The 16,605-nt window shown below is 57.5% G+C and carries 20 protein-coding genes; 6 read left to right on the top strand and 14 right to left on the bottom strand.

What is annotated here, in order from left to right; genetic code table 11:
* Positions 1–163 precede the first annotated feature (163 nt).
* Positions 164–1,813, top strand: a complete 1,650-nt coding sequence (locus SIC19_RS15465; RefSeq protein ID WP_127401740.1) for a fatty acid--CoA ligase — start codon at positions 164–166, stop codon at positions 1,811–1,813.
* On the opposite strand, the gene SIC19_RS15460 is transcribed toward SIC19_RS15465, so the two are convergent.
* The 6 genes from SIC19_RS15460 to SIC19_RS15435 all read right to left on the bottom strand — a co-directional run bounded on the left by SIC19_RS15460 (position 1,810) and on the right by SIC19_RS15435 (position 6,787).
* Complete coding sequence (locus tag SIC19_RS15460; RefSeq protein WP_075197048.1) at positions 1,810–3,063, bottom strand: D-amino acid dehydrogenase; 1,254 nt, start codon at positions 3,061–3,063, stop codon at positions 1,810–1,812. The two genes, SIC19_RS15465 and SIC19_RS15460, sit on opposite strands and share 4 nt — an antisense overlap.
* Before the next feature lie 60 nt (positions 3,064–3,123).
* The gene (locus SIC19_RS15455; RefSeq protein ID WP_036209515.1) at positions 3,124–3,477 is read right to left on the bottom strand and encodes a translation initiation factor Sui1; all 354 of its coding nucleotides are present in this window, start codon (positions 3,475–3,477) and stop codon (positions 3,124–3,126) included.
* 37 nt (positions 3,478–3,514) lie between these two features.
* Positions 3,515–4,039 carry a DUF4136 domain-containing protein gene (locus tag SIC19_RS15450; protein WP_075197047.1) on the bottom strand — a complete coding sequence of 175 codons (525 nt, stop codon included), beginning with the start codon at positions 4,037–4,039 and terminating at the stop codon, positions 3,515–3,517.
* 78 nt (positions 4,040–4,117) lie between these two features.
* Positions 4,118–4,723 carry a YigZ family protein gene (locus SIC19_RS15445; protein ID WP_075197046.1) on the bottom strand — a complete coding sequence of 202 codons (606 nt, stop codon included), beginning with the start codon at positions 4,721–4,723 and terminating at the stop codon, positions 4,118–4,120.
* Positions 4,724–4,781: 58 nt separating this feature from the next.
* Positions 4,782–6,104 (bottom strand): sensor histidine kinase, encoded by a 1,323-nt coding sequence (locus SIC19_RS15440; RefSeq protein ID WP_151982702.1) that lies wholly within the window; start codon positions 6,102–6,104, stop codon positions 4,782–4,784.
* Positions 6,101–6,787: a response regulator transcription factor gene (locus SIC19_RS15435; protein ID WP_036209506.1), complete on the bottom strand. Its 687-nt coding sequence runs from the start codon at positions 6,785–6,787 to the stop codon at positions 6,101–6,103. Before SIC19_RS15435 ends, SIC19_RS15440 begins: the two co-directional genes overlap by 4 nt.
* A 189-nt stretch (positions 6,788–6,976) precedes the next feature.
* Between SIC19_RS15435 and SIC19_RS15430 the strand changes: the two genes are divergently transcribed.
* Genes SIC19_RS15430 through SIC19_RS15420 form a run of 3 tightly spaced genes read left to right on the top strand, consistent with a single transcriptional unit; the run spans position 6,977 to position 9,256 of the window.
* Positions 6,977–7,336 (top strand): hypothetical protein, encoded by a 360-nt coding sequence (locus tag SIC19_RS15430; protein ID WP_091640877.1) that lies wholly within the window; start codon positions 6,977–6,979, stop codon positions 7,334–7,336.
* A gap of 55 nt (positions 7,337–7,391) precedes the next feature.
* The gene (locus SIC19_RS15425; protein ID WP_269399662.1) at positions 7,392–8,561 is read left to right on the top strand and encodes a GNAT family N-acetyltransferase; all 1,170 of its coding nucleotides are present in this window, start codon (positions 7,392–7,394) and stop codon (positions 8,559–8,561) included.
* 41 nt (positions 8,562–8,602) lie between these two features.
* A complete protein-coding gene (locus SIC19_RS15420; protein WP_269399663.1) occupies positions 8,603–9,256 on the top strand; it encodes a hypothetical protein in 654 nt (217 codons plus the stop codon).
* Positions 9,257–9,294: 38 nt separating this feature from the next.
* On the opposite strand, the gene SIC19_RS15415 is transcribed toward SIC19_RS15420, so the two are convergent.
* Genes SIC19_RS15415 through SIC19_RS15405 form a run of 3 tightly spaced genes read right to left on the bottom strand, consistent with a single transcriptional unit; the run spans position 9,295 to position 11,457 of the window.
* A complete protein-coding gene (locus tag SIC19_RS15415) occupies positions 9,295–10,650 on the bottom strand; it encodes a nicotinate phosphoribosyltransferase (RefSeq protein WP_269399664.1) in 1,356 nt (451 codons plus the stop codon).
* Positions 10,644–11,192, bottom strand: coding sequence for an isochorismatase family protein (locus SIC19_RS15410; RefSeq protein WP_136633209.1), 549 nt, complete (start codon positions 11,190–11,192; stop codon positions 10,644–10,646). Before SIC19_RS15410 ends, SIC19_RS15415 begins: the two co-directional genes overlap by 7 nt.
* A gap of 49 nt (positions 11,193–11,241) precedes the next feature.
* Positions 11,242–11,457, bottom strand: coding sequence for a dodecin (locus SIC19_RS15405; protein WP_007154494.1), 216 nt, complete (start codon positions 11,455–11,457; stop codon positions 11,242–11,244).
* A 193-nt stretch (positions 11,458–11,650) separates the two neighbouring features.
* On the opposite strand from SIC19_RS15405, the gene SIC19_RS15400 reads away from it, so the two are divergent.
* Complete coding sequence (locus SIC19_RS15400; protein WP_085681969.1) at positions 11,651–12,508, top strand: DUF3750 domain-containing protein; 858 nt, start codon at positions 11,651–11,653, stop codon at positions 12,506–12,508.
* Positions 12,509–12,598: 90 nt separating this feature from the next.
* Here the strand turns inward: SIC19_RS15400 and SIC19_RS15395 are convergent, their stop codons facing one another.
* The 3 genes from SIC19_RS15395 to SIC19_RS15385 are packed head-to-tail and all read right to left on the bottom strand — an operon-like array spanning position 12,599 to position 14,570.
* On the bottom strand, positions 12,599–12,922 hold the full coding sequence (locus SIC19_RS15395) for an AzlD family protein (protein ID WP_036209492.1): 324 nt from the start codon (positions 12,920–12,922) through the stop codon (positions 12,599–12,601).
* The gene (locus SIC19_RS15390; protein WP_269399665.1) at positions 12,919–13,662 is read right to left on the bottom strand and encodes an AzlC family ABC transporter permease; all 744 of its coding nucleotides are present in this window, start codon (positions 13,660–13,662) and stop codon (positions 12,919–12,921) included. The genes SIC19_RS15395 and SIC19_RS15390 overlap by 4 nt, the downstream gene beginning before the upstream one ends.
* Before the next feature lie 53 nt (positions 13,663–13,715).
* Positions 13,716–14,570 carry an NAD-dependent protein deacetylase gene (locus SIC19_RS15385; RefSeq protein ID WP_289600473.1) on the bottom strand — a complete coding sequence of 285 codons (855 nt, stop codon included), beginning with the start codon at positions 14,568–14,570 and terminating at the stop codon, positions 13,716–13,718.
* A 235-nt stretch (positions 14,571–14,805) separates the two neighbouring features.
* Between SIC19_RS15385 and SIC19_RS15380 the strand changes: the two genes are divergently transcribed.
* On the top strand, positions 14,806–15,234 hold the full coding sequence (locus tag SIC19_RS15380) for an organic hydroperoxide resistance protein (protein WP_075197036.1): 429 nt from the start codon (positions 14,806–14,808) through the stop codon (positions 15,232–15,234).
* A gap of 61 nt (positions 15,235–15,295) precedes the next feature.
* Here SIC19_RS15380 and SIC19_RS15375 read toward each other — a convergent pair whose 3' ends face one another.
* Together SIC19_RS15375 and SIC19_RS15370 are read right to left on the bottom strand one after the other, a co-directional pair.
* Positions 15,296–15,910 carry a LysE family translocator gene (locus SIC19_RS15375; RefSeq protein ID WP_041332348.1) on the bottom strand — a complete coding sequence of 205 codons (615 nt, stop codon included), beginning with the start codon at positions 15,908–15,910 and terminating at the stop codon, positions 15,296–15,298.
* A 130-nt stretch (positions 15,911–16,040) separates the two neighbouring features.
* Complete coding sequence (locus SIC19_RS15370; RefSeq protein ID WP_269399666.1) at positions 16,041–16,589, bottom strand: DUF1415 domain-containing protein; 549 nt, start codon at positions 16,587–16,589, stop codon at positions 16,041–16,043.
* Positions 16,590–16,605: the final 16 nt, after the last annotated feature.

Below are 16,605 nucleotides of genomic sequence, written 5' to 3'. Positions count from 1 at the left end.
GAACACCCCATCGAGAGCGCAGACCGGGACCAGCGGGCCATTTAAATCCCGCTGCACCGGATCTGCGCTTTTTTATCGCCTAAAGGTTTCCGTAAGCCAGAAACTGTGTCAGATTTACCCCTCTTCTCGTTATAAATTAAACAATTGAGAGAGGCACCGAACCATGGCACCGACCCGCATCCTGAAGCCGGCAGACAACGCTCACCAATACCCACTGCTGATCAAACAACTGCTTCTTTCCGGCCCCCGGTACTCTCCCGACCAGGAAATCGTCTACGCCAACCGCAGCAAGTACACCTATACCGACCTGGTTGAACGTATCAACCGACTGGCCAACGCCCTCACCGACGCGGGTGTCAAACCGGGCGATACCGTTGCTGTGATGGACTGGGATACGCCCCGGTACCTGGAATGCTTCTTTGCCATCCCGATGATTGGCGCCGTGCTGCATACGGTGAACGTACGCCTGTCGCCCGAGCAGATCGTCTACACCATGAACCATGCAGAAGACGACCTGGTGATGGTCCACGATGACTTCCTGCCCATCCTGGAAGGTGTGAAGGACGAGATTAAAACAGTCAAACACTACATCCAACTGAGTGACGAGGCACAAGCGAAAACCACATCACTGCCATCACTCGGCGAATACGAACAACTGCTTGCCAAGGCCGGTACAACGTTCGACTTCCCGGACTTCGACGAAAACAGCATTGCCACCACCTTCTACACCACCGGCACCACCGGGAATCCAAAGGGTGTTTTCTTCAGTCACCGCCAGCTCGTTCTCCATACGCTGGCCATGACCGGCTCTTTGTCTGCGTATGATGAGATGCCGCTACTGAGGTCCTCGTCCGTTTACATGCCCGTGACCCCCATGTTCCATGTACACGCCTGGGGCGTGCCCTACGCGGCCACCATGTTGGGCATAAAACAGGTCTACCCCGGACGCTATGAACCGGAACTGCTGGTAGACCTCCTCAAGGAGCACAAGGTGACCTTCTCCCACTGTGTGCCGACGGTCATGCAGATGATGATGGCAACCGAATCCATCAAGACGGCCGACCTCAGCAACTGGCACGTACTGATCGGTGGCAGCGCCCTTACGCGCGGCCTATGTGACGCCGGGGCGAAGCTGGGCGTATCCATGTACACGGGGTACGGCATGTCGGAAACCTGCCCGCTTCTCAGCACCACTCACCTGACAGCAGAGGATCTGGAACTGCCCCTGGAGCAGCAGACCTCCAAGCGCATCAAGACCGGTATTGCCGTGCCCATGGTGGAACTGGAAATCGTGAATCCGGAGGGCGAACCGGTCCCCCACGACGGCGAGGCCAAGGGCGAAGTGGTTGCCCGGGCACCGTGGCTGACCCAGAGTTACTTCAAGGAGCCGGAGAAAGGCGAGGAGCTCTGGCAAGGTGGCTGGCTGCACACGGGTGACGTGGCAAGTCTGGAGCCAGACAACACGCTGCTGATCAAGGACCGCATCAAAGATGTCATCAAAACCGGCGGTGAATGGCTGTCCTCCCTGGATCTGGAAAACCTGATCAGTCAGCATCCAGCCGTCGCCGGTGCAGCGGTGGTGGGTGTGCCCGACGAGAAATGGGGCGAACGGCCCCACGCCCTGGTTATCCTGAAGCCGGGAGAGGAAGCGTCATTGGACGATATCCAGAACCACCTGAAGCAGTTCGTGGATTCCGGTGAGATCAATAAGTGGGCCATTCCGAACCAGATTGATTTCGTCGACGACATACCGAAAACCAGCGTTGGCAAGATCAACAAGAAACTGATTCGGGATCAGTTGCAGGAACACTAAAGCCCGGTAAACGCAAAATCCACATCGGGGGTGCGACCAGCCACAATGTCCGCCAAAGCGGCCGCGGAACCACAGGAATGTGTCCACCCCAACGTGCCGTGGCCGGTGTTCAGGTAGAGGTTGCCGAAGTGGCTCTTTCCGATGTAGGGCACATTGGAGGGGGTCGCCGGGCGCAATCCGGCCCAGAACTCGGCCCTTTCCCAGTGCCCCGCATCGGGCATCAACTCTGCGGTGCGCCGGACGATCGTTCGGCAGCGGGTCAGGTTCAGTGCCCGGTTGTAGCCGCTCAGTTCCGCGGTGCCTGCGACCCGTATGCGGTCGCCCAGTCTTGAGTACACCAGCTTGTATTCATCGTCGGTAAGGCTGACGTTGAAGGCAGCGGCCTCACTCTTCACCGGCACCGTAATGGAGTAGCCTTTCGCTGGGTAAATGTTCAGAGTCAGGCCCAGTTTTCGAGCAAGAATAGCGCTGAAGCTACCCAGGCACAGCACGTAGTTGTCGGCACGAAGGATCTGGTGGCGACCTTCACGTATAACATTGACTCCGAGAACACGATCCTGGGTGTTCTCGAACCCCAGGATCTCGCTGTTGTAGAGGAACTCCACACCGGCTTCCTCAGCCTTTTTCGCCAGGGACTGAGTGAATCGACGGGCATCACCGGATTCATCTTCCGCGGTGTACGTGGCGCCGGCAATCCGGTCTTTAACTGGAGCCAGGGCGGGTTCCAGTTCGACGGCCCTGTTGGTGTCAATCACCTGACGATCACACCCCAGTTCTCGCATCATGCGGGCCGGCCTCAGGGCCAATTCGAATTCCTCAGGATTGGTGTAGAAATGCAGGATGCCTCTCTCGAGGTGGTCGTATTCAATGCCGATGTCCTGGCGCAACGCTTGTAAATGAGCGCGGCTGTAGATCCCCAGATTCACGATCTGCCGAAGGTTGTAAGCCGCCCGGGAAGCAGTGCACTGCTTCAGGAAAGCCATCGCCCAGCGCCACTGGACCGGGTCCAGGCGGGGACGAAAAAGCAGCGGTGCATCGGACCGGACCAGCCATTTAAGTAGCTTCAAGGGGGCAGAAGGTTTGGCCCAGGGCTCGGCGTGGGATACCGATATCTGGCCGCCGTTGGCATAACTGGTTTCGGTGCCTGCCTGATTTTGCCGGTCCACTACCGTCACATCATATCCCTGCTGCCTCAGGAACCATGCGCTTGTAACACCAACAACACCTGCACCCAGCACCAGTACGTGCATCCATTTTCTCCGGTTGAACAAGTTCAGAACTCTACATAGTATACATGTGGGTATACAATGTCAGCCACCGGACCGTTTCACCGTCCAACCTTTTTCCTTCAAAAGGGGCACCAGCAGGTCTCGCTGATCACCCTGGATCTCCACGGTGCCTTCTTTCACCGTGCCGCCGGTTCCGCATCGGGCTTTCAACACCTTCGCGAACGCTTTCAGTTCCTTGTCGTCCATCGGAATACCGGTAATCAAGGTAACGCCCTTTCCTTTGCGCCCCTTGGTTTCCCGACTGACGCGCACAACGCCATCACCGGAGGGGCGAGCCGGTGCCCCGCAAACACATTCATCAACGGGGTGGCGACAGTCCGGGCACATACGCCCCTGTTCCGTGGAGAACACCAGTCCCCCAGAACGATTCTTCATAACGTCCTCATGTTGTTTAAGAGCCCTGTTGAGACACTCACGCCCCGGGAGGGTATTTTTCGAACATGTCCGCGACAATCTCGTCGATCAGCTCCCGCCGCGACTCGGTTGCCTGGTTCTCATTCAGATAGCGCCGGCTTGCTGCGCGCCAGACGACACGATCAGTCTCCGTGTCTACCAACTCCACCACCAGCTTGCCTTCCTGGATTTCACGCACTGGTGGAGCCGACGACAGCCCCCAGCCAAAGTTACCACTGCCGAAGCCGAAGCCGAGCCCAACACCGCTGCGCTCGAGACGCTCCTCCTCAACCACCTGCCAGGTGACAAGCAGATCCGCCTCGCTTTCGCCCACTTTACGCATGGCCTTTCGGTTCAGCTCTCGTTCAACCGCACTCTCTATCCGACCACCATCAAGCGAGGTGAAAGACTGGTCCTCGCCCTTCGGTGCAAAGGCCCAGGAACTGTAGTTACCGAAGACCGCGTTGGAATCGTAATCGGTGACTACGTTGCTGGCGCAGCCCGTCAGGGCCATCAAAAACAGGGACACAACGATAGCTTTCATAATCTTGGTTGCCTCTTTCCATACTTCATTTATTAAAGTATACGCACAGTCGACACGAAGCGTTTCGCAAATGGTTCCTTAGCTGTCAAAACGGTAACCCATACCCCGGCTCTCGCAAAACGCCGTAAATTCCTGATTCCGCTCTTCCACCAGGCTCACGTCAGCCGTTACACCGGCGCTGTACCCAACGTTGCCAATCTCGGCACCGTTTTGGTCACACCAATGCCTGAGTGGCTGCTCATCTGCGAAGGTCATCGTCACCGTTACTTGTGACATGGGTTGCTGAATCACCCTTTCAACCCCCGAAAGGACAGCTTCGGTTGCTCCTGCGTAGGCCCTGACGAGGCCGCCAGCCCCGAGTTTGATACCTCCAAAATACCGTATCACCATCACCAGCACGTCTCCCAGGTCCTTGTGCTGAATGACACTGAGAATGGGCTTACCGGCCGTTCCTGATGGTTCGCCATCGTCGTTCATGGCGGCTTCAGCGGCCGCGCCGGGCCGGCCTATCTGATAAGCCCAGCAGATATGACGGGCATCCGGGTGGTCGTTCCGGGCCTGTTCAAGCCAGGCCTTGACCTCATCCCGGGACGACACCGGCGCAACCCGGGCAATAAACCGACTCTTTTTGATCTCTGTCTCCCGCTCAAGAAAGCCAGCGGGTATCGGGTAATCCTTGGACATAAAACCAGTTCCTGACACACAGCCATCATGAGGCCAACAGCAAGCCTTTCTATCCTCTTCACCCAGAGGTAAAGAGCGGAAATCTCAACACCACCATCAAACCGCCCGGCTCGCCATTGAGCGCTTCTATCCGGCCGTCATGGATGGCAACAATGTCCCTCGCGATAGCCAGACCAAGCCCCCACCCCTTGCCCCCGCGGGACTTGTCAGCCCTGTAGAAGGGCTCAAAGAGATGGGGCAGAACGTCTTCAGGCACACCTGGGCCTTCATCCCGTATTTCCACCAACAAGTGCCGTTGATCACAGCGCAGCGCGACATGCACATTCTTTCCCGGCGGCGTATGATCCAGGGCATTCTGAAGGACATTGTCCAGCGCACGCTGGATGAGCCCGCGATCCCCTAACAACGACGTGTTGCGGCAGCCCTCATCCACCATAAGCTGGCAATCCACTCCCCGGTGCTCGGCGTAGTCCGCCGCATCCCTCAGAACGTCATTGATCACCACGACTGGCTGCACGGCTTCCCGCTCGATATCGCCTCCTTGCTCCGAGACCCGGTAGAGCGTCAGGATCTGGGAGGTCATCGCTTCCAGACGTTCATTCTGCCGCAGGATCGAGGCCAGCAGATCCGCATCCACACTACCGTCACTGGCCAGCTCAATAGCAATCCGTTGCCGTGTCAGGGGGGTTCGGAGGTCGTGAGATATATCACGCAACAGGTGTGTCTGGCGATCGAGCAAACTGCACAGTTGCTGGGTCATGGCATTGAAGGCTGTCGCCAAAGCACCCACCTCGTCCCGTCGACTCGCGATGCGATCACTGACCCGAAGCGCATTGTCCCCTCCAGCAATGGCACGAGCGGTGGATTCCATATGTTTAAGGGGGCGGGAAACCAGACGCGCAATCCACCAACAGGCAAGCGTGATGATAACGAACGCCAGCCCCAGTTCCAGGAGACGGAACAACTTGGGATCAAGCCAGCCCTCGCCATCCAGGCGGGGCCAGGCCACCAGGCGATGGTCCGCACCGACCTCAATAACTGCCGGTTTCTGCCGGTGCCACCCCCCCGACTTCATCCGCTCGCGGATGGATGAAGGCAGGTCTCCGTCGTTGCGATCTGCGTCTATCAGCGACAGGTGAAGGTCCAGGCTCCGCCCCTGCTCCTTAAGGAAGCGCCAGGCCGCTCCGCGGCCCTCGTTCTCCCTGACCACCAGAGCCTCCAGCGCCAGCTCCCGCAGACCGACCTGTCGTTCGATGGCCATTCGCTCCCGTTCCATCAGGGCACGGGTTGCCACATTACTCATCAGCACTGTGACCGCCATAGCCAGCCAGATCGACAGGAATATCCGCCAGAACAGAGGAAACCTGAGCCGCCGGGTCATGCCGGCACCCGATAGCTATAGCCCAGCCCGCGTACGGTTTCGATTCGGGGCGGGTCGTCGTTGCCCAATTTTTTCCGGAGGTTGCTGATGTGCATATCCAGGGTACGATCATAGGCTTCCAGCCGACGGCCCAGAGCCCACTGCATAAGATCCGTCTTGCGTACCACACTGCCTGCGTGGGCCAGCAGTACCTGCAACACTTCGTATTCCGTAGCGGTCAGATCCAGTGCCACGTTGTTGTGGTAGATTCGACGATGAACCGGCTCGACCCGCAAGTCGCCGTATGCCCTTGATTCATCCGTTCCCACTTCCTGATCCCAGGCAACACGGCGAAGCAGCGCCTGTAGCCGAGCGATCAGTTCCCGGGGGTTGCAGGGTTTGGGTATGTAATCATCCGCGCCAACCTCAAAACCCACGATTCGATCCGTCTCATCGCCACGGGCCGTCAGCAGTACAACGGGAAGATGGGTTTTTGCCCTTAACTGACGCAGCACTTCCAGGCCGCTGATATCCGGCAACATGATATCGAGCACCACCAGGTCGCAGTGTTGCCCCAGCGCCAGTGACAATCCATCCTGACCGTTTGCGGCTTCTCTTACGGTGAAGCCCTGATTGGTCAGATAGCGGGACAGCAGTTCCCGCAACTCCTCGTCGTCTTCAACCAACAGCACCCGGTTCTGCATGGCAATCCTCCGTTGTGACTGAATGCAGTCTAACACGCTCCCACAAGCCCACTGATTTGCATCATTTTCCTTTGCATAACCTTTACAGTTCGCTGACGCCGCCTGACACCGTCCTCCGCTAGCATAGTCCCTGTGAGTTCAGACCGGGCCTGCTGGAGCAGGCTTATTTACAACACAGGAGAACACCCAATGAAACACATCACTTCCGGACGCATTGCCAGCGCGTTGATCGCAGCAACTCTTTTGACCAGCCCAATGGCGATGGCCTCGGACCACGGCGAACACCACCGCGGCAAACACGACAAAGCCGAGATGTGCGAGAACATGCGCGAGGGCAAAGGCTGGTTCAATGACGAAAAGCGCCAGGCAAAATGGGCAGAGCACCGCAACGACATGGCGGATCGCCTGAAACTGACCGACGAGCAACGCGAGATCTGGGACGAGATCCACGAGGAAAGGCGAGAGAAACACAGCGCCAAGATGGAAAAACGGCAAAAGAAAATGGAAAAGCGCTGCAAAGACATGGAAAACCGCACTTCCGAGCAGTGATCACAGGCCGGGTTCTGACGTATGGTACTGGGTAAACCACGGAGAAGCCCCGACCATGCCAGAACCCGGTACCGCAGAACTGACAATCCGCCCCGTCCAGTCGATTGATGACATCCATCCGCAAGACTGGAACGGGTTTGTCGGCCGTTATAACCCCTTTCTTCAACACGAGTTTCTGCTTGCACTGGAAGAGTCTGGCTGCACAAACACCGCGACAGGCTGGCAACCGGCCCATCTGGCGTTCTACCTGGACAATCGGCTTGCCGGAGTGGCTCCGGCCTACCTGAAAGCTCACTCCATGGGAGAATACGTCTTCGACTGGGCCTGGGCCGATGCCTATCAGCGCTATGGCATGGATTACTATCCCAAGCTGCTGATTGCCATCCCGTTCACACCCTGCCAGGGGCCACGGCTGTTGTTTTCGAAAACCCTTCGCCAGTGGATGACGCCCGCACGAATCCACGATGCGCTGGATGCCATCACCATACGCCTGGGGGCCCACTCCTGGCACCTGCTATTCCCGGATCGCCAGGACCAGGCACTGCTGGACAGGAACGATCAACTGCACAGGATCGGCTGCCAGTTCCACTGGCACAACCACGAGTACAACACCTTTGAGGATTTCCTCGCCCGGCTGACGTCGCGCAAGCGCAAATCAATCCGCAAGGAAAGAAGACAGGTTGCGGATCAGGGCATTTCATTCCGACATTTTTCGGGAGACGATATCCCGGATAACGTGCTCGCGGCCTTCCACGTATTTTACCAGGCCACCTACCTGAAACGGGGCCAGCGGCCATACCTGAACAAGGCCTTATTCCGCCTGCTGAAAGACCGCCAAGCGGAGCATCTTCACCTTGTCATGGCGGTAAAAGAGGGTGAGATGATCGCCGGTGCGCTATTCCTGACGGGCGAGGATACGCTCTACGGGCGCTACTGGGGTTGCCTGGAGGAATTCGACCACCTGCATTTTGAAACCTGCTACTATCAAGGCATTGAACTGGCCATACAGCTGGGGTTGGCACGCTTCGATGCTGGCGCGCAGGGGGAGCACAAACTGGTTCGGGGGTTTGAGCCGGTGATCACCCATTCCTGGCATGGCGTTATGCACCCCGGTTTTCGCGACGCCATCGAAAGGTTTACCAGCGAAGAAGCGGAGCATGTCATGGCCTATACTGAAGATGCCCTGCAGGCGCTGCCATTCAGACAGACCGAGCAGAACCAGTAGCGAGCCAGGGGTCGTGCAGACACTTACCGGAGCGGGCAGCCATGGACATGGACTACCTTTTCGACTTTCTCGCGACAACACAGCTGACGTTCTTCATCGCAATTGCCGCACTCGTTGTGGCAATTGTCGCCCTGTTTTCGGCCTCCGCCGCCAGGCGGGCCGCGGCTGAACAGAGTGACACCGTGAAGCAGCGCGTCGAAAGCCTGTGGCATGACATGGACGAAATACGCGTGTCCCAGTTCAATGGCCCCGACTCCACGAAAGCCGGAAGAAACCCGATTGCCAGTGAGCAGTTCTCTGCTGAAAAGGCCGCTTACGAAGCCATCTGGCCTCTGGTCTGGCTATTGCACGACAAGCTGGGCATGTTCCTGCGTTCTGTGGAGTCTGATGAACCGGCCGGCGAATTACGCCTGGAAGCCCGCAAGGCGGCACTGGACGCACGCAGTACCCTCAATCGCGTACGCCCCTTTTGCCATGACGACGTCGATGGGCTCATTACGCAACTGATTGACAACCATATAAAAGCCCATCTGGCCGCCTGCCACTTCATGGATCTGCGCAAGGATTCCCTGTCGTCGAACACCAGCCATGAACGAGAGGTGCAGAAAGAAAAGTTTCACACGCTTTACGAGGGCCAATCCCGCGAACTGCTGAACCAGTTGGTTGGCGCCATCAGACGGCGCATGCTTCGGTAATCCCGGGCCACGCGGAATCTCGCACCTCTGCCTTTCAGTCAGCCCCGGACCTTTGCCAGCGTGTCCCGCTGCAATGCCCTGAGAAAGTCGCTGATCACAACCGGATTTTCATGTGCAGGCTCCAGCGAGCGAAACTGGCTCGGCAGGGCATCCAACGCCCGCTTCGCATTGTCCACCTGACTATCCAGTGTCGGAATGGCGCCTTCGATGATCAGGCCTCGCTTCATGACCGGCTTCAACAGCGGCTCGCCATCAAACACTTCGTCCCGGCCGGCAACGACGTCCTGCGCGAGGCGGCCGTTCGGGTCAAGGCGACGGTAGACCTGCTTGCGGCCTGGGAACGACTGCTTGCCAGGGGAGTTTTTCATTCTTGGCAGGTCCGCGTACTCCGTAAGCTTGAAGGCAAGCTCCAATGCCGGCTCGTCGTTCGAGGCCCCGATGGCAGTGCCAACACCGAAGCCGTCGATGGGGGCGTTGTCGGAGACAAGTGTCGCGATCTTGTATTCATCCAGACCGCCGCTCGCCATGATTTTTACATCGCCAAGGCCCGCCTCATCCAGCATACGTCGGCATTCAGCAGCGTCCGAGGCAAGGTCGCCGGAATCCAGGCGGATACCACCAATACGCACCTCCGGTTCTTCTTGCAGCCAATCGATGATCCTCGCCACCGCCGAGCGGGTGTCATAGGTATCGACCAGCAGTGTTGTGCCCGGGTAGAGCCGGGCATAGGTTCTGAACGCCTCCATCTCACCTGTACAGGCTTGAACGAAGCTGTGTGCCATGGTGCCGTATACCGGCATGTTGAAATCCAGGCCTGCCAGGACATTGCTGGTTCCGGCCAGGCCGGCGAATCGGTACGCGCGCACACCTCGGTGTGCCGCGTCCATACCATGGGTGCGGCGCATCCCGAAGTCGACGACCGGCCGGCCTTGCGCCGCGAATATCAGGCGGACCGCCTTGGAGGCCAGCACAGATTCCAGATGCACGTAGTTCATCACCAGGCTTTCCAGCAACTGAACCTCGGCAACAGGCCCCTCCACTTCCAGCAAGGGTTCCTGAGGGAATACCGGCGTTCCTTCCGCAATCGCATGTACAGAACCACTGAAGCGGAATTCCCGCAGCCAGTCCAGAAACCGGGGTTGGAACCTGCCCAGGGATTCCAGGCGCTTTATGTGTTCGTCGGTAAAGGCGAGAGATTCAATAATATGGGCCACGTGCTGCTGGCCACAGGCAAGAACGAAATTACGGTTCTCAGGAAGAGTGCGAAAGAAAAGACTGAAAACCCCGTTCTCGTTCATGCCTTCGGACCAGTACGCCTGGGCCATAGCCAGCTCATACAGATCCACCAGCAGAGGCAGGTCAGTCCCTTTTACAACCGGGGGGTGTTTCAGCACAGTTCCGCGCCCTCCTCTTCCAGTTGTTTGAAAACCGCTGGGGCGTTATCAGCCTGAACGGCCCGTGTTCCATCGGTAATGAGCTCAACCTCGAAGCCGAGCTTCAACGCATCCCTCACGGTCGCCTGGACACACACGTCCAGTGCAAGCCCGGCTACAAACAGCCGATGAATGCCGTGGCGGCGCAGGTAGCTGTCCAGCTGGGTAGCGTCGAACGCGGAATAGGCATCGGTATCGAATGCGGTGCCCTTGCTCACCCGGATGGCCGAGTCAGGCAGTGCCATGTTTCGATGAAACTCGGCCCCGGGGGTGTCCTGAACGCAATGGACGGGCCAGGGCCCACCGCGATCACTGAAACTTATGTGATCCACCGGATGCCAATCCCGGCTGGCAAGAATCGGCCATCCAGACGACTGGGCCTTGTCGATCCATCCGTTGATCGCCGGAAAAATGTCATCACTGCCAGGCACCGCCAGGCTGCCGCCTTCGCAGAAATCATTTTGAACATCAACCAGTAACAGAGCATTTGGTCCAGTGCCCATAAGAATACCTCCCATGGTTTTACCAAAAATTTGCTCAGATCACCGGATGTCAGCTTCCCTCAATCTTGAAGCCTATCTTGAGCACGACCTGATAGTGTCCGACTTTTCCGTCGACCACATGGCCGCGCGTCTCCTGCACCTCGAACCATTCGATGTTGCGAAGATTCTTGCTGCATTCGGCAATCGCATTCTCAATGGCATCCTCGATACTTTTCTTCGAAGAGCCAACCACTTCCACCTTCTTGTAAACATGATGGTCGGACATGACGCCTCCTGTTCCAAGGCTGTAAGTGTCAGGCAAGTGCTTCGAATGCCTGTATTTTCAGCGTATACCAGTAAACCGTGACCATCAAATGACCAAGAGCACGGGCGACGGGAACTTTACGGCATGAATGAACTCTGAGTTTCTTTCGTCGTACCATCGCAAAACATGGGTCATTCAACGTTTCCGGATTCAGATGAAAACCTTCAAACGCTGTTTTATCGGTTTCACCCTGACACTGTCACTTCTGCTCGCCGGCCCGCTGTTCCTGGCCGCCTGCGCCGGCCTCCAGGACTCAGGGAGCTGGCGAACGGCAGACCGCTCCAGCGCGGGCATTGCCCCACGCCCGGAGCAGGAGCAGGCGGCGGTGGTTCAGGTCTACGGGGCCCGTGCCTATAACTGGCGGGGGTATTTCTCATTGCATACCTGGATCAGCACCAAAGAGGCGGGCGCCGATGGCTATTATGTTCATGAAGTCACGGGCTGGCGTCACTACGTGGTCCAGTCCCGGCCAGACGACCCGGATCGTGCCTGGTATGGCGCGCCGCCGACGTTGATTGCGGATATCCGCGGTGAGCAGGCCGAGCGGATTATTGATCAGCTGAATGAGGTGATTGACCGCTACCCATACCCAACGGAATACACCGCCTGGCCCGGCCCCAACAGCAACACCTTCGTCGCCTGGGTGATCCGTCAGATTCCGGAAATGGACGTGGCCCTGCCCAACCACGCGATTGGCAAGGATTATCTGGGAAATGGCGTTGTGTCCGAGGTACCTGGCGGCAGCGGTTATCAACTATCGCTCGGTGGTTATTTTGGTATTCTGGCCGGTGTTCGGGAAGGACTGGAATTGAACATTCTGGGGCTCTCGATGGGCATCAACCCGTTGGCGCTTGGCATCAAACTCCCCGGAGTCGGCGAATTGGCGTTCCGCAGCACCAATCCGATGCATGAACCGTCTGGCTCGAACTCTGAGCCTGAGACCGACGCTGTGCCTCAAACTGGTGCCGCTGAGGCGGCCGAGGCAGGGCAGGTCTCCCAAAAAACGCTTTGAATACATCCATGTACGCTTGGGCTCCGCCATCCATGGCTCCGCACATTTTTGGGAGACCTGCCCTGCCTCGGCCTGATTCGGAGGAAAACCCTAGAGCGCGGTGATTCCTGCATAGCGGACTAGCCCTGCTGCAGCGATACCGGCTGCGATAGCGGGGAGAGGCTTCTTCGTTGCCAGCATAATAACAGCGGTGACAACCAGTGCTGCCAATGAGCCGGCATCGCCGCTTACCGCCATGGGGACGATGATCGCGATCAGCACCGAACTGGCCATGGTGTTGATGAAGCTTTCGATGCGCGGGTTGATCGTTACGAACGACATCAGGAACACACCGCCGAAGCGAGTCGCCAGGGTGACAAGCGTCATGATGGCGATCAGGGCCAGAGTGCCAGCAACCGTGGTTTCAACCGTCATGATGAACGTCCCTCTTCAACAGATTCCGGTGCTTCAGACTTCTTTTCCATCCAGAAAAAACCAATAGCGCCACCTGCCAACGCACCGACAACCACGTGGGTATTGGGCGGTAGCCATTTCCAGGCGGCCAGCGATGAGGTTGCCGCGACGGTCCAGGCCATCAGGGTTCGGGGGGATTTGTTGCCGCCGAGTGCCATGGCCAGCAGGAAGCAACCCAGCACCATATCCAGCCCCAGAGACTTGGGATTCTGCAGCAGGCCACCGAAATAAACCCCCAGCCAGGTTCCGATAATCCACGCCACCCACAGCACAAGACCACCGCCGAGGATAACCTCCAGGTTCCGTTTACCACTCTGGTATTCCTGCGCGGACACGGCCCAGTTGGCGTCGGTCAGGAGCAGCAGTAAGCCATAGCGCCGACCCGGGGACACATCCCTGAGCATGGGGTACAGGGAGGCCCCCATCAGCAGATGGCGGGAATTAATGGCGAACACGACGGCCATCAAAGGAATCAGCGACACCTCGCTACCCCACATATCGACAGCGGCAAACTGGGAAGCGCCCGCAAATACCGTGGTGCTCATGAGTATCGCTTGCAGTGGCTCCAATCCTTTCTGGATGGCCGCCAATCCGAAGGCAGCACCAAAGGCCACCACAAATAACGAGATGGGAAGAAGCCGAAAAAACTCCGCGCGGACTTTTTCGGGTTGAAGCTGGTAGGAATATGTATGAACGTTCATCTAAGCAAGCTAATGAAACCAGCTTCAGATGCGTATAGGTAGATGCCGAAGAGTCAGAACTGGCCGAGGGTGTAGGCCAGGGTGTCACTGATGCCCGCGTTAAGCTTCAGGTCCACCAGTGAATCGGCACGGGTACGCCCCAGGTTCAGTGTCGCCATGGGTTTACCCCATTCCTTGGCATAGCGACAAAATCGAAATCCAGAATAGACCATCAGCGAAGAGCCGATCACCAACAGGCCATCACACGTCTTGAGCGTGTCCAGTGTGGACGTCACCCGGTCTTTGGGCACGTAGTCGCCGAAAAACACCACATCCGGTTTCAGAATGCCGTCGCAACAGGGGCAGTCCGCGATGCGAAACTCAGAGAAGTCCACTTCCAGATCGGCATCACCATCCGGCGCGGCGCCGGCGGAATAGTGCCCAAAAGTCGGGTTCATGTCCGCGCAACGCTCGTGGACCTCGTCCCGCTTGCAGCGATATCCGCAATCCATGCAGACAACCTCGTCAGCCCTGCCGTGCAAGTCGGTTACCGAACGGCTACCCGCCTGCTGATGCAGGCGATCCACGTTCTGGGTGACAAGCAGGCGGCTGTAGCGGCGAAGCTCCAACTCGGCAACACGATGATGCGCGATGTTGGGCCTGGCGTTGCGAATGATTGGCCAACCAATGAGGCTTCGTCCCCAATAACGCTGGCGAACCATCGTGCTCGTCATAAAGTCCTGATGCTGGACCGGTTGTTTGCGCTTCCACGCGCCATCGCCATCCCGATAGTCAGGAATGCCGGAATCGGTACTGACGCCGGCTCCCGTCAATATCATCAGGCCAGGATGCCGGTGGATGAATTCCGCCAGCATGGCCCCCGCCTGCTCGGGAGAATGCAGCTCCAGTGGCTGGTCAGCGGCCGGCATTGTTACGCCTTTAACAGGTTTTTGAATGACAGGCATCACACTCACACTCGTTGGGGACTCCTCTACTTTAGGGAGCAAATCCACCGCTGCCAATGGTAACAACCGGAAAAGATTCTGAAGAGGGCACAATATTCTATTTGCATTGTGCAAAATTTAATTTTGTGCAACCATTAACAACGAAATAAAGTCATCAACACACGATGCGTTGTAATGCGCACGAAGGAGAGTCGAAAACATGTCTATTGAACAGGTTGTTTATCGCGCGTCAGCAGAAGCTACCGGCGGCCGTGACGGCCGTGCCATCTCCTCGGACGGCGTCCTCGATGTTGAGCTGACAACACCGAAAGAAATGGGTGGTGCCGGCGGCAAAGGCTCCAACCCGGAGCAGTTGTTCGCGGCCGGTTATTCTGCGTGCTTCATCGGCGCCATGAAATTCGTCGCTGGCCGGGACAAGCTTCCCATGCCAGAAGATGCGTCTATTGAGGGTGTAGTCGGCATTGGCCAGATTCCCGGAGGCTTCGGGATTGAGGTGGAACTGAAAATCTCTCTGCCGGGCATGGACGATCAACAGGCCAAGCAGCTGATTGATGCAGCTCACCAGGTGTGCCCCTACTCCAACGCCACCCGTGGCAACATCGATGTGACATTGACCCGGGTGGATTGATATCGACCTGGTCGATCACCGAAATCTGACAGCGGGCTACCTGCCCGCTGTCAGGAACCGGCTAGACCAGCTTTGCGGTTTCCACCGAGAGCATGGGAATTACCGACAGCGCAAGCAGCGCGCCCATGCTCCAGTTGAACATCCTTCGATATAACGGCTTGCGCAACAATTTCCGCAATCCTGCCCCGCCAAGCATCCAGCTACCGACACAGGGCACGCTGACCAGCAAAAAGGTCAGCCCGATCCAGAACGACTGCTGCAGCACCTCGCCACTACTGACCGTGGTGAACGTCGCCAAAGCGCCAACCGCCATGACCCAGGCTTTGGGATTCACCCACTGGAAGGCCGCCGCCTGAAGGAACGACAACGGCTTGCTGGTTTTCTCACCGTCGATCTCTGTGGCTGTGGTCGCGATTCTCCAGGCGAGATACAGCAAATAGGTTATGCCAAGAACCTTGATCACCAGGTGTAACTGCGGAAATGCTTCAAACACTTTCCCCAGGCCCAGACTGATCGCTACCACCATAGCGGGAAAACCAAAGCAGATACCCAGGTAGTGAGGTAGCGTTCGCCACACCCCGAAATTGACGCCCGATGTCATGATCATGATGTTGTTCGGGCCTGGCGTTACCGTCGACACCAGCGCGAAGAGCAATACGCTTAATACGATTTCCATGTTCCCTGCCGAGCTCCCTGTTACCGATTCGTTACTCGTCAATCCTACAAAGCGGGCCGCCAGTGAAACAGATTCAGAAGTGTGGTTTTTTGACCATAACAGTTGAGCGATTCATTACCCGTCAGAGCTCTTATCCGGGGGACAAAGTCCGGATAAGCAGGTTGCGCATGTGGTCTGCACCCAATCGATTCATCAGCTCAACGTTCTGCTCCGGTATCGATTCTGTTCCGGGATAGCCGGCGATGGCGCGCTCAAGGCTGCGTTCCCTCAGCAGGTGCAGCATCGGGTAAGGAGAGCGATTGGTGTAATTTTCGGCGTCAGCCGCATTGGTGCCGCCAAACTGATAGTCGGGATGAAAACTGGCAATCTGATACTCCCCATCCAGCTCGAGATGCACAAGAAGGCCGTCGGCTGCGTCGAGAAAATCGTTGTAGTCCATAAAGTCCGTCAGCACGTCGGGATGCACAAGCAGCGTTGTCTCAACCTCCGGATGTTGGTCCAGATGCATCATTTCTTCCTGCAGTGCAGTTAACAGCCCCTCCTCCGAGTTGGCATCCGTCGCCACAAATCGAATGCGCCCATTCACCAACTCCCGACGGGCAAACGGGCACAAGTTGAGACCAATGACCACCTCTGACACCCACCGCCGCGTGGCGGCCAGAACGGTATTACACTCCAAGTTGAAACTCCCATAC

It is taken from the genome of Marinobacter sp. MIT930201, assembly GCF_047122665.1.
Taxonomy (GTDB): Bacteria; Pseudomonadota; Gammaproteobacteria; order Pseudomonadales; family Oleiphilaceae; genus Marinobacter; species Marinobacter salarius.
Note: the sequence above shows the minus strand (reverse complement) of the source record. Positions and strands in the feature narration are given on the sequence as shown.

Bases quoted from the DNA above. Each gene is read 5' to 3' on its own strand.
- SIC19_RS15465 (WP_127401740.1), top strand. From the start codon at position 164: ATGGCACCGACCCGCATCCTGAAGCCGGCAGACAACGCTCACCAATAC.
- SIC19_RS15460 (WP_075197048.1), bottom strand. From the start codon at position 3,063: ATGCACGTACTGGTGCTGGGTGCAGGTGTTGTTGGTGTTACAAGCGCA.
- SIC19_RS15455 (WP_036209515.1), bottom strand. From the start codon at position 3,477: ATGAAGAATCGTTCTGGGGGACTGGTGTTCTCCACGGAACAGGGGCGT.
- SIC19_RS15450 (WP_075197047.1), bottom strand. From the start codon at position 4,039: ATGAAAGCTATCGTTGTGTCCCTGTTTTTGATGGCCCTGACGGGCTGC.
- SIC19_RS15445 (WP_075197046.1), bottom strand. From the start codon at position 4,723: ATGTCCAAGGATTACCCGATACCCGCTGGCTTTCTTGAGCGGGAGACA.
- SIC19_RS15440 (WP_151982702.1), bottom strand. From the start codon at position 6,104: ATGACCCGGCGGCTCAGGTTTCCTCTGTTCTGGCGGATATTCCTGTCG.
- SIC19_RS15435 (WP_036209506.1), bottom strand. From the start codon at position 6,787: ATGCAGAACCGGGTGCTGTTGGTTGAAGACGACGAGGAGTTGCGGGAA.
- SIC19_RS15430 (WP_091640877.1), top strand. From the start codon at position 6,977: ATGAAACACATCACTTCCGGACGCATTGCCAGCGCGTTGATCGCAGCA.
- SIC19_RS15425 (WP_269399662.1), top strand. From the start codon at position 7,392: ATGCCAGAACCCGGTACCGCAGAACTGACAATCCGCCCCGTCCAGTCG.
- SIC19_RS15420 (WP_269399663.1), top strand. From the start codon at position 8,603: ATGGACATGGACTACCTTTTCGACTTTCTCGCGACAACACAGCTGACG.
- SIC19_RS15410 (WP_136633209.1), bottom strand. From the start codon at position 11,192: ATGGGCACTGGACCAAATGCTCTGTTACTGGTTGATGTTCAAAATGAT.
- SIC19_RS15405 (WP_007154494.1), bottom strand. From the start codon at position 11,457: ATGTCCGACCATCATGTTTACAAGAAGGTGGAAGTGGTTGGCTCTTCG.
- SIC19_RS15400 (WP_085681969.1), top strand. From the start codon at position 11,651: ATGAAAACCTTCAAACGCTGTTTTATCGGTTTCACCCTGACACTGTCA.
- SIC19_RS15395 (WP_036209492.1), bottom strand. From the start codon at position 12,922: ATGACGGTTGAAACCACGGTTGCTGGCACTCTGGCCCTGATCGCCATC.
- SIC19_RS15390 (WP_269399665.1), bottom strand. From the start codon at position 13,662: ATGAACGTTCATACATATTCCTACCAGCTTCAACCCGAAAAAGTCCGC.
- SIC19_RS15385 (WP_289600473.1), bottom strand. From the start codon at position 14,570: ATGCCGGCCGCTGACCAGCCACTGGAGCTGCATTCTCCCGAGCAGGCG.
- SIC19_RS15380 (WP_075197036.1), top strand. From the start codon at position 14,806: ATGTCTATTGAACAGGTTGTTTATCGCGCGTCAGCAGAAGCTACCGGC.
- SIC19_RS15375 (WP_041332348.1), bottom strand. From the start codon at position 15,910: ATGGAAATCGTATTAAGCGTATTGCTCTTCGCGCTGGTGTCGACGGTA.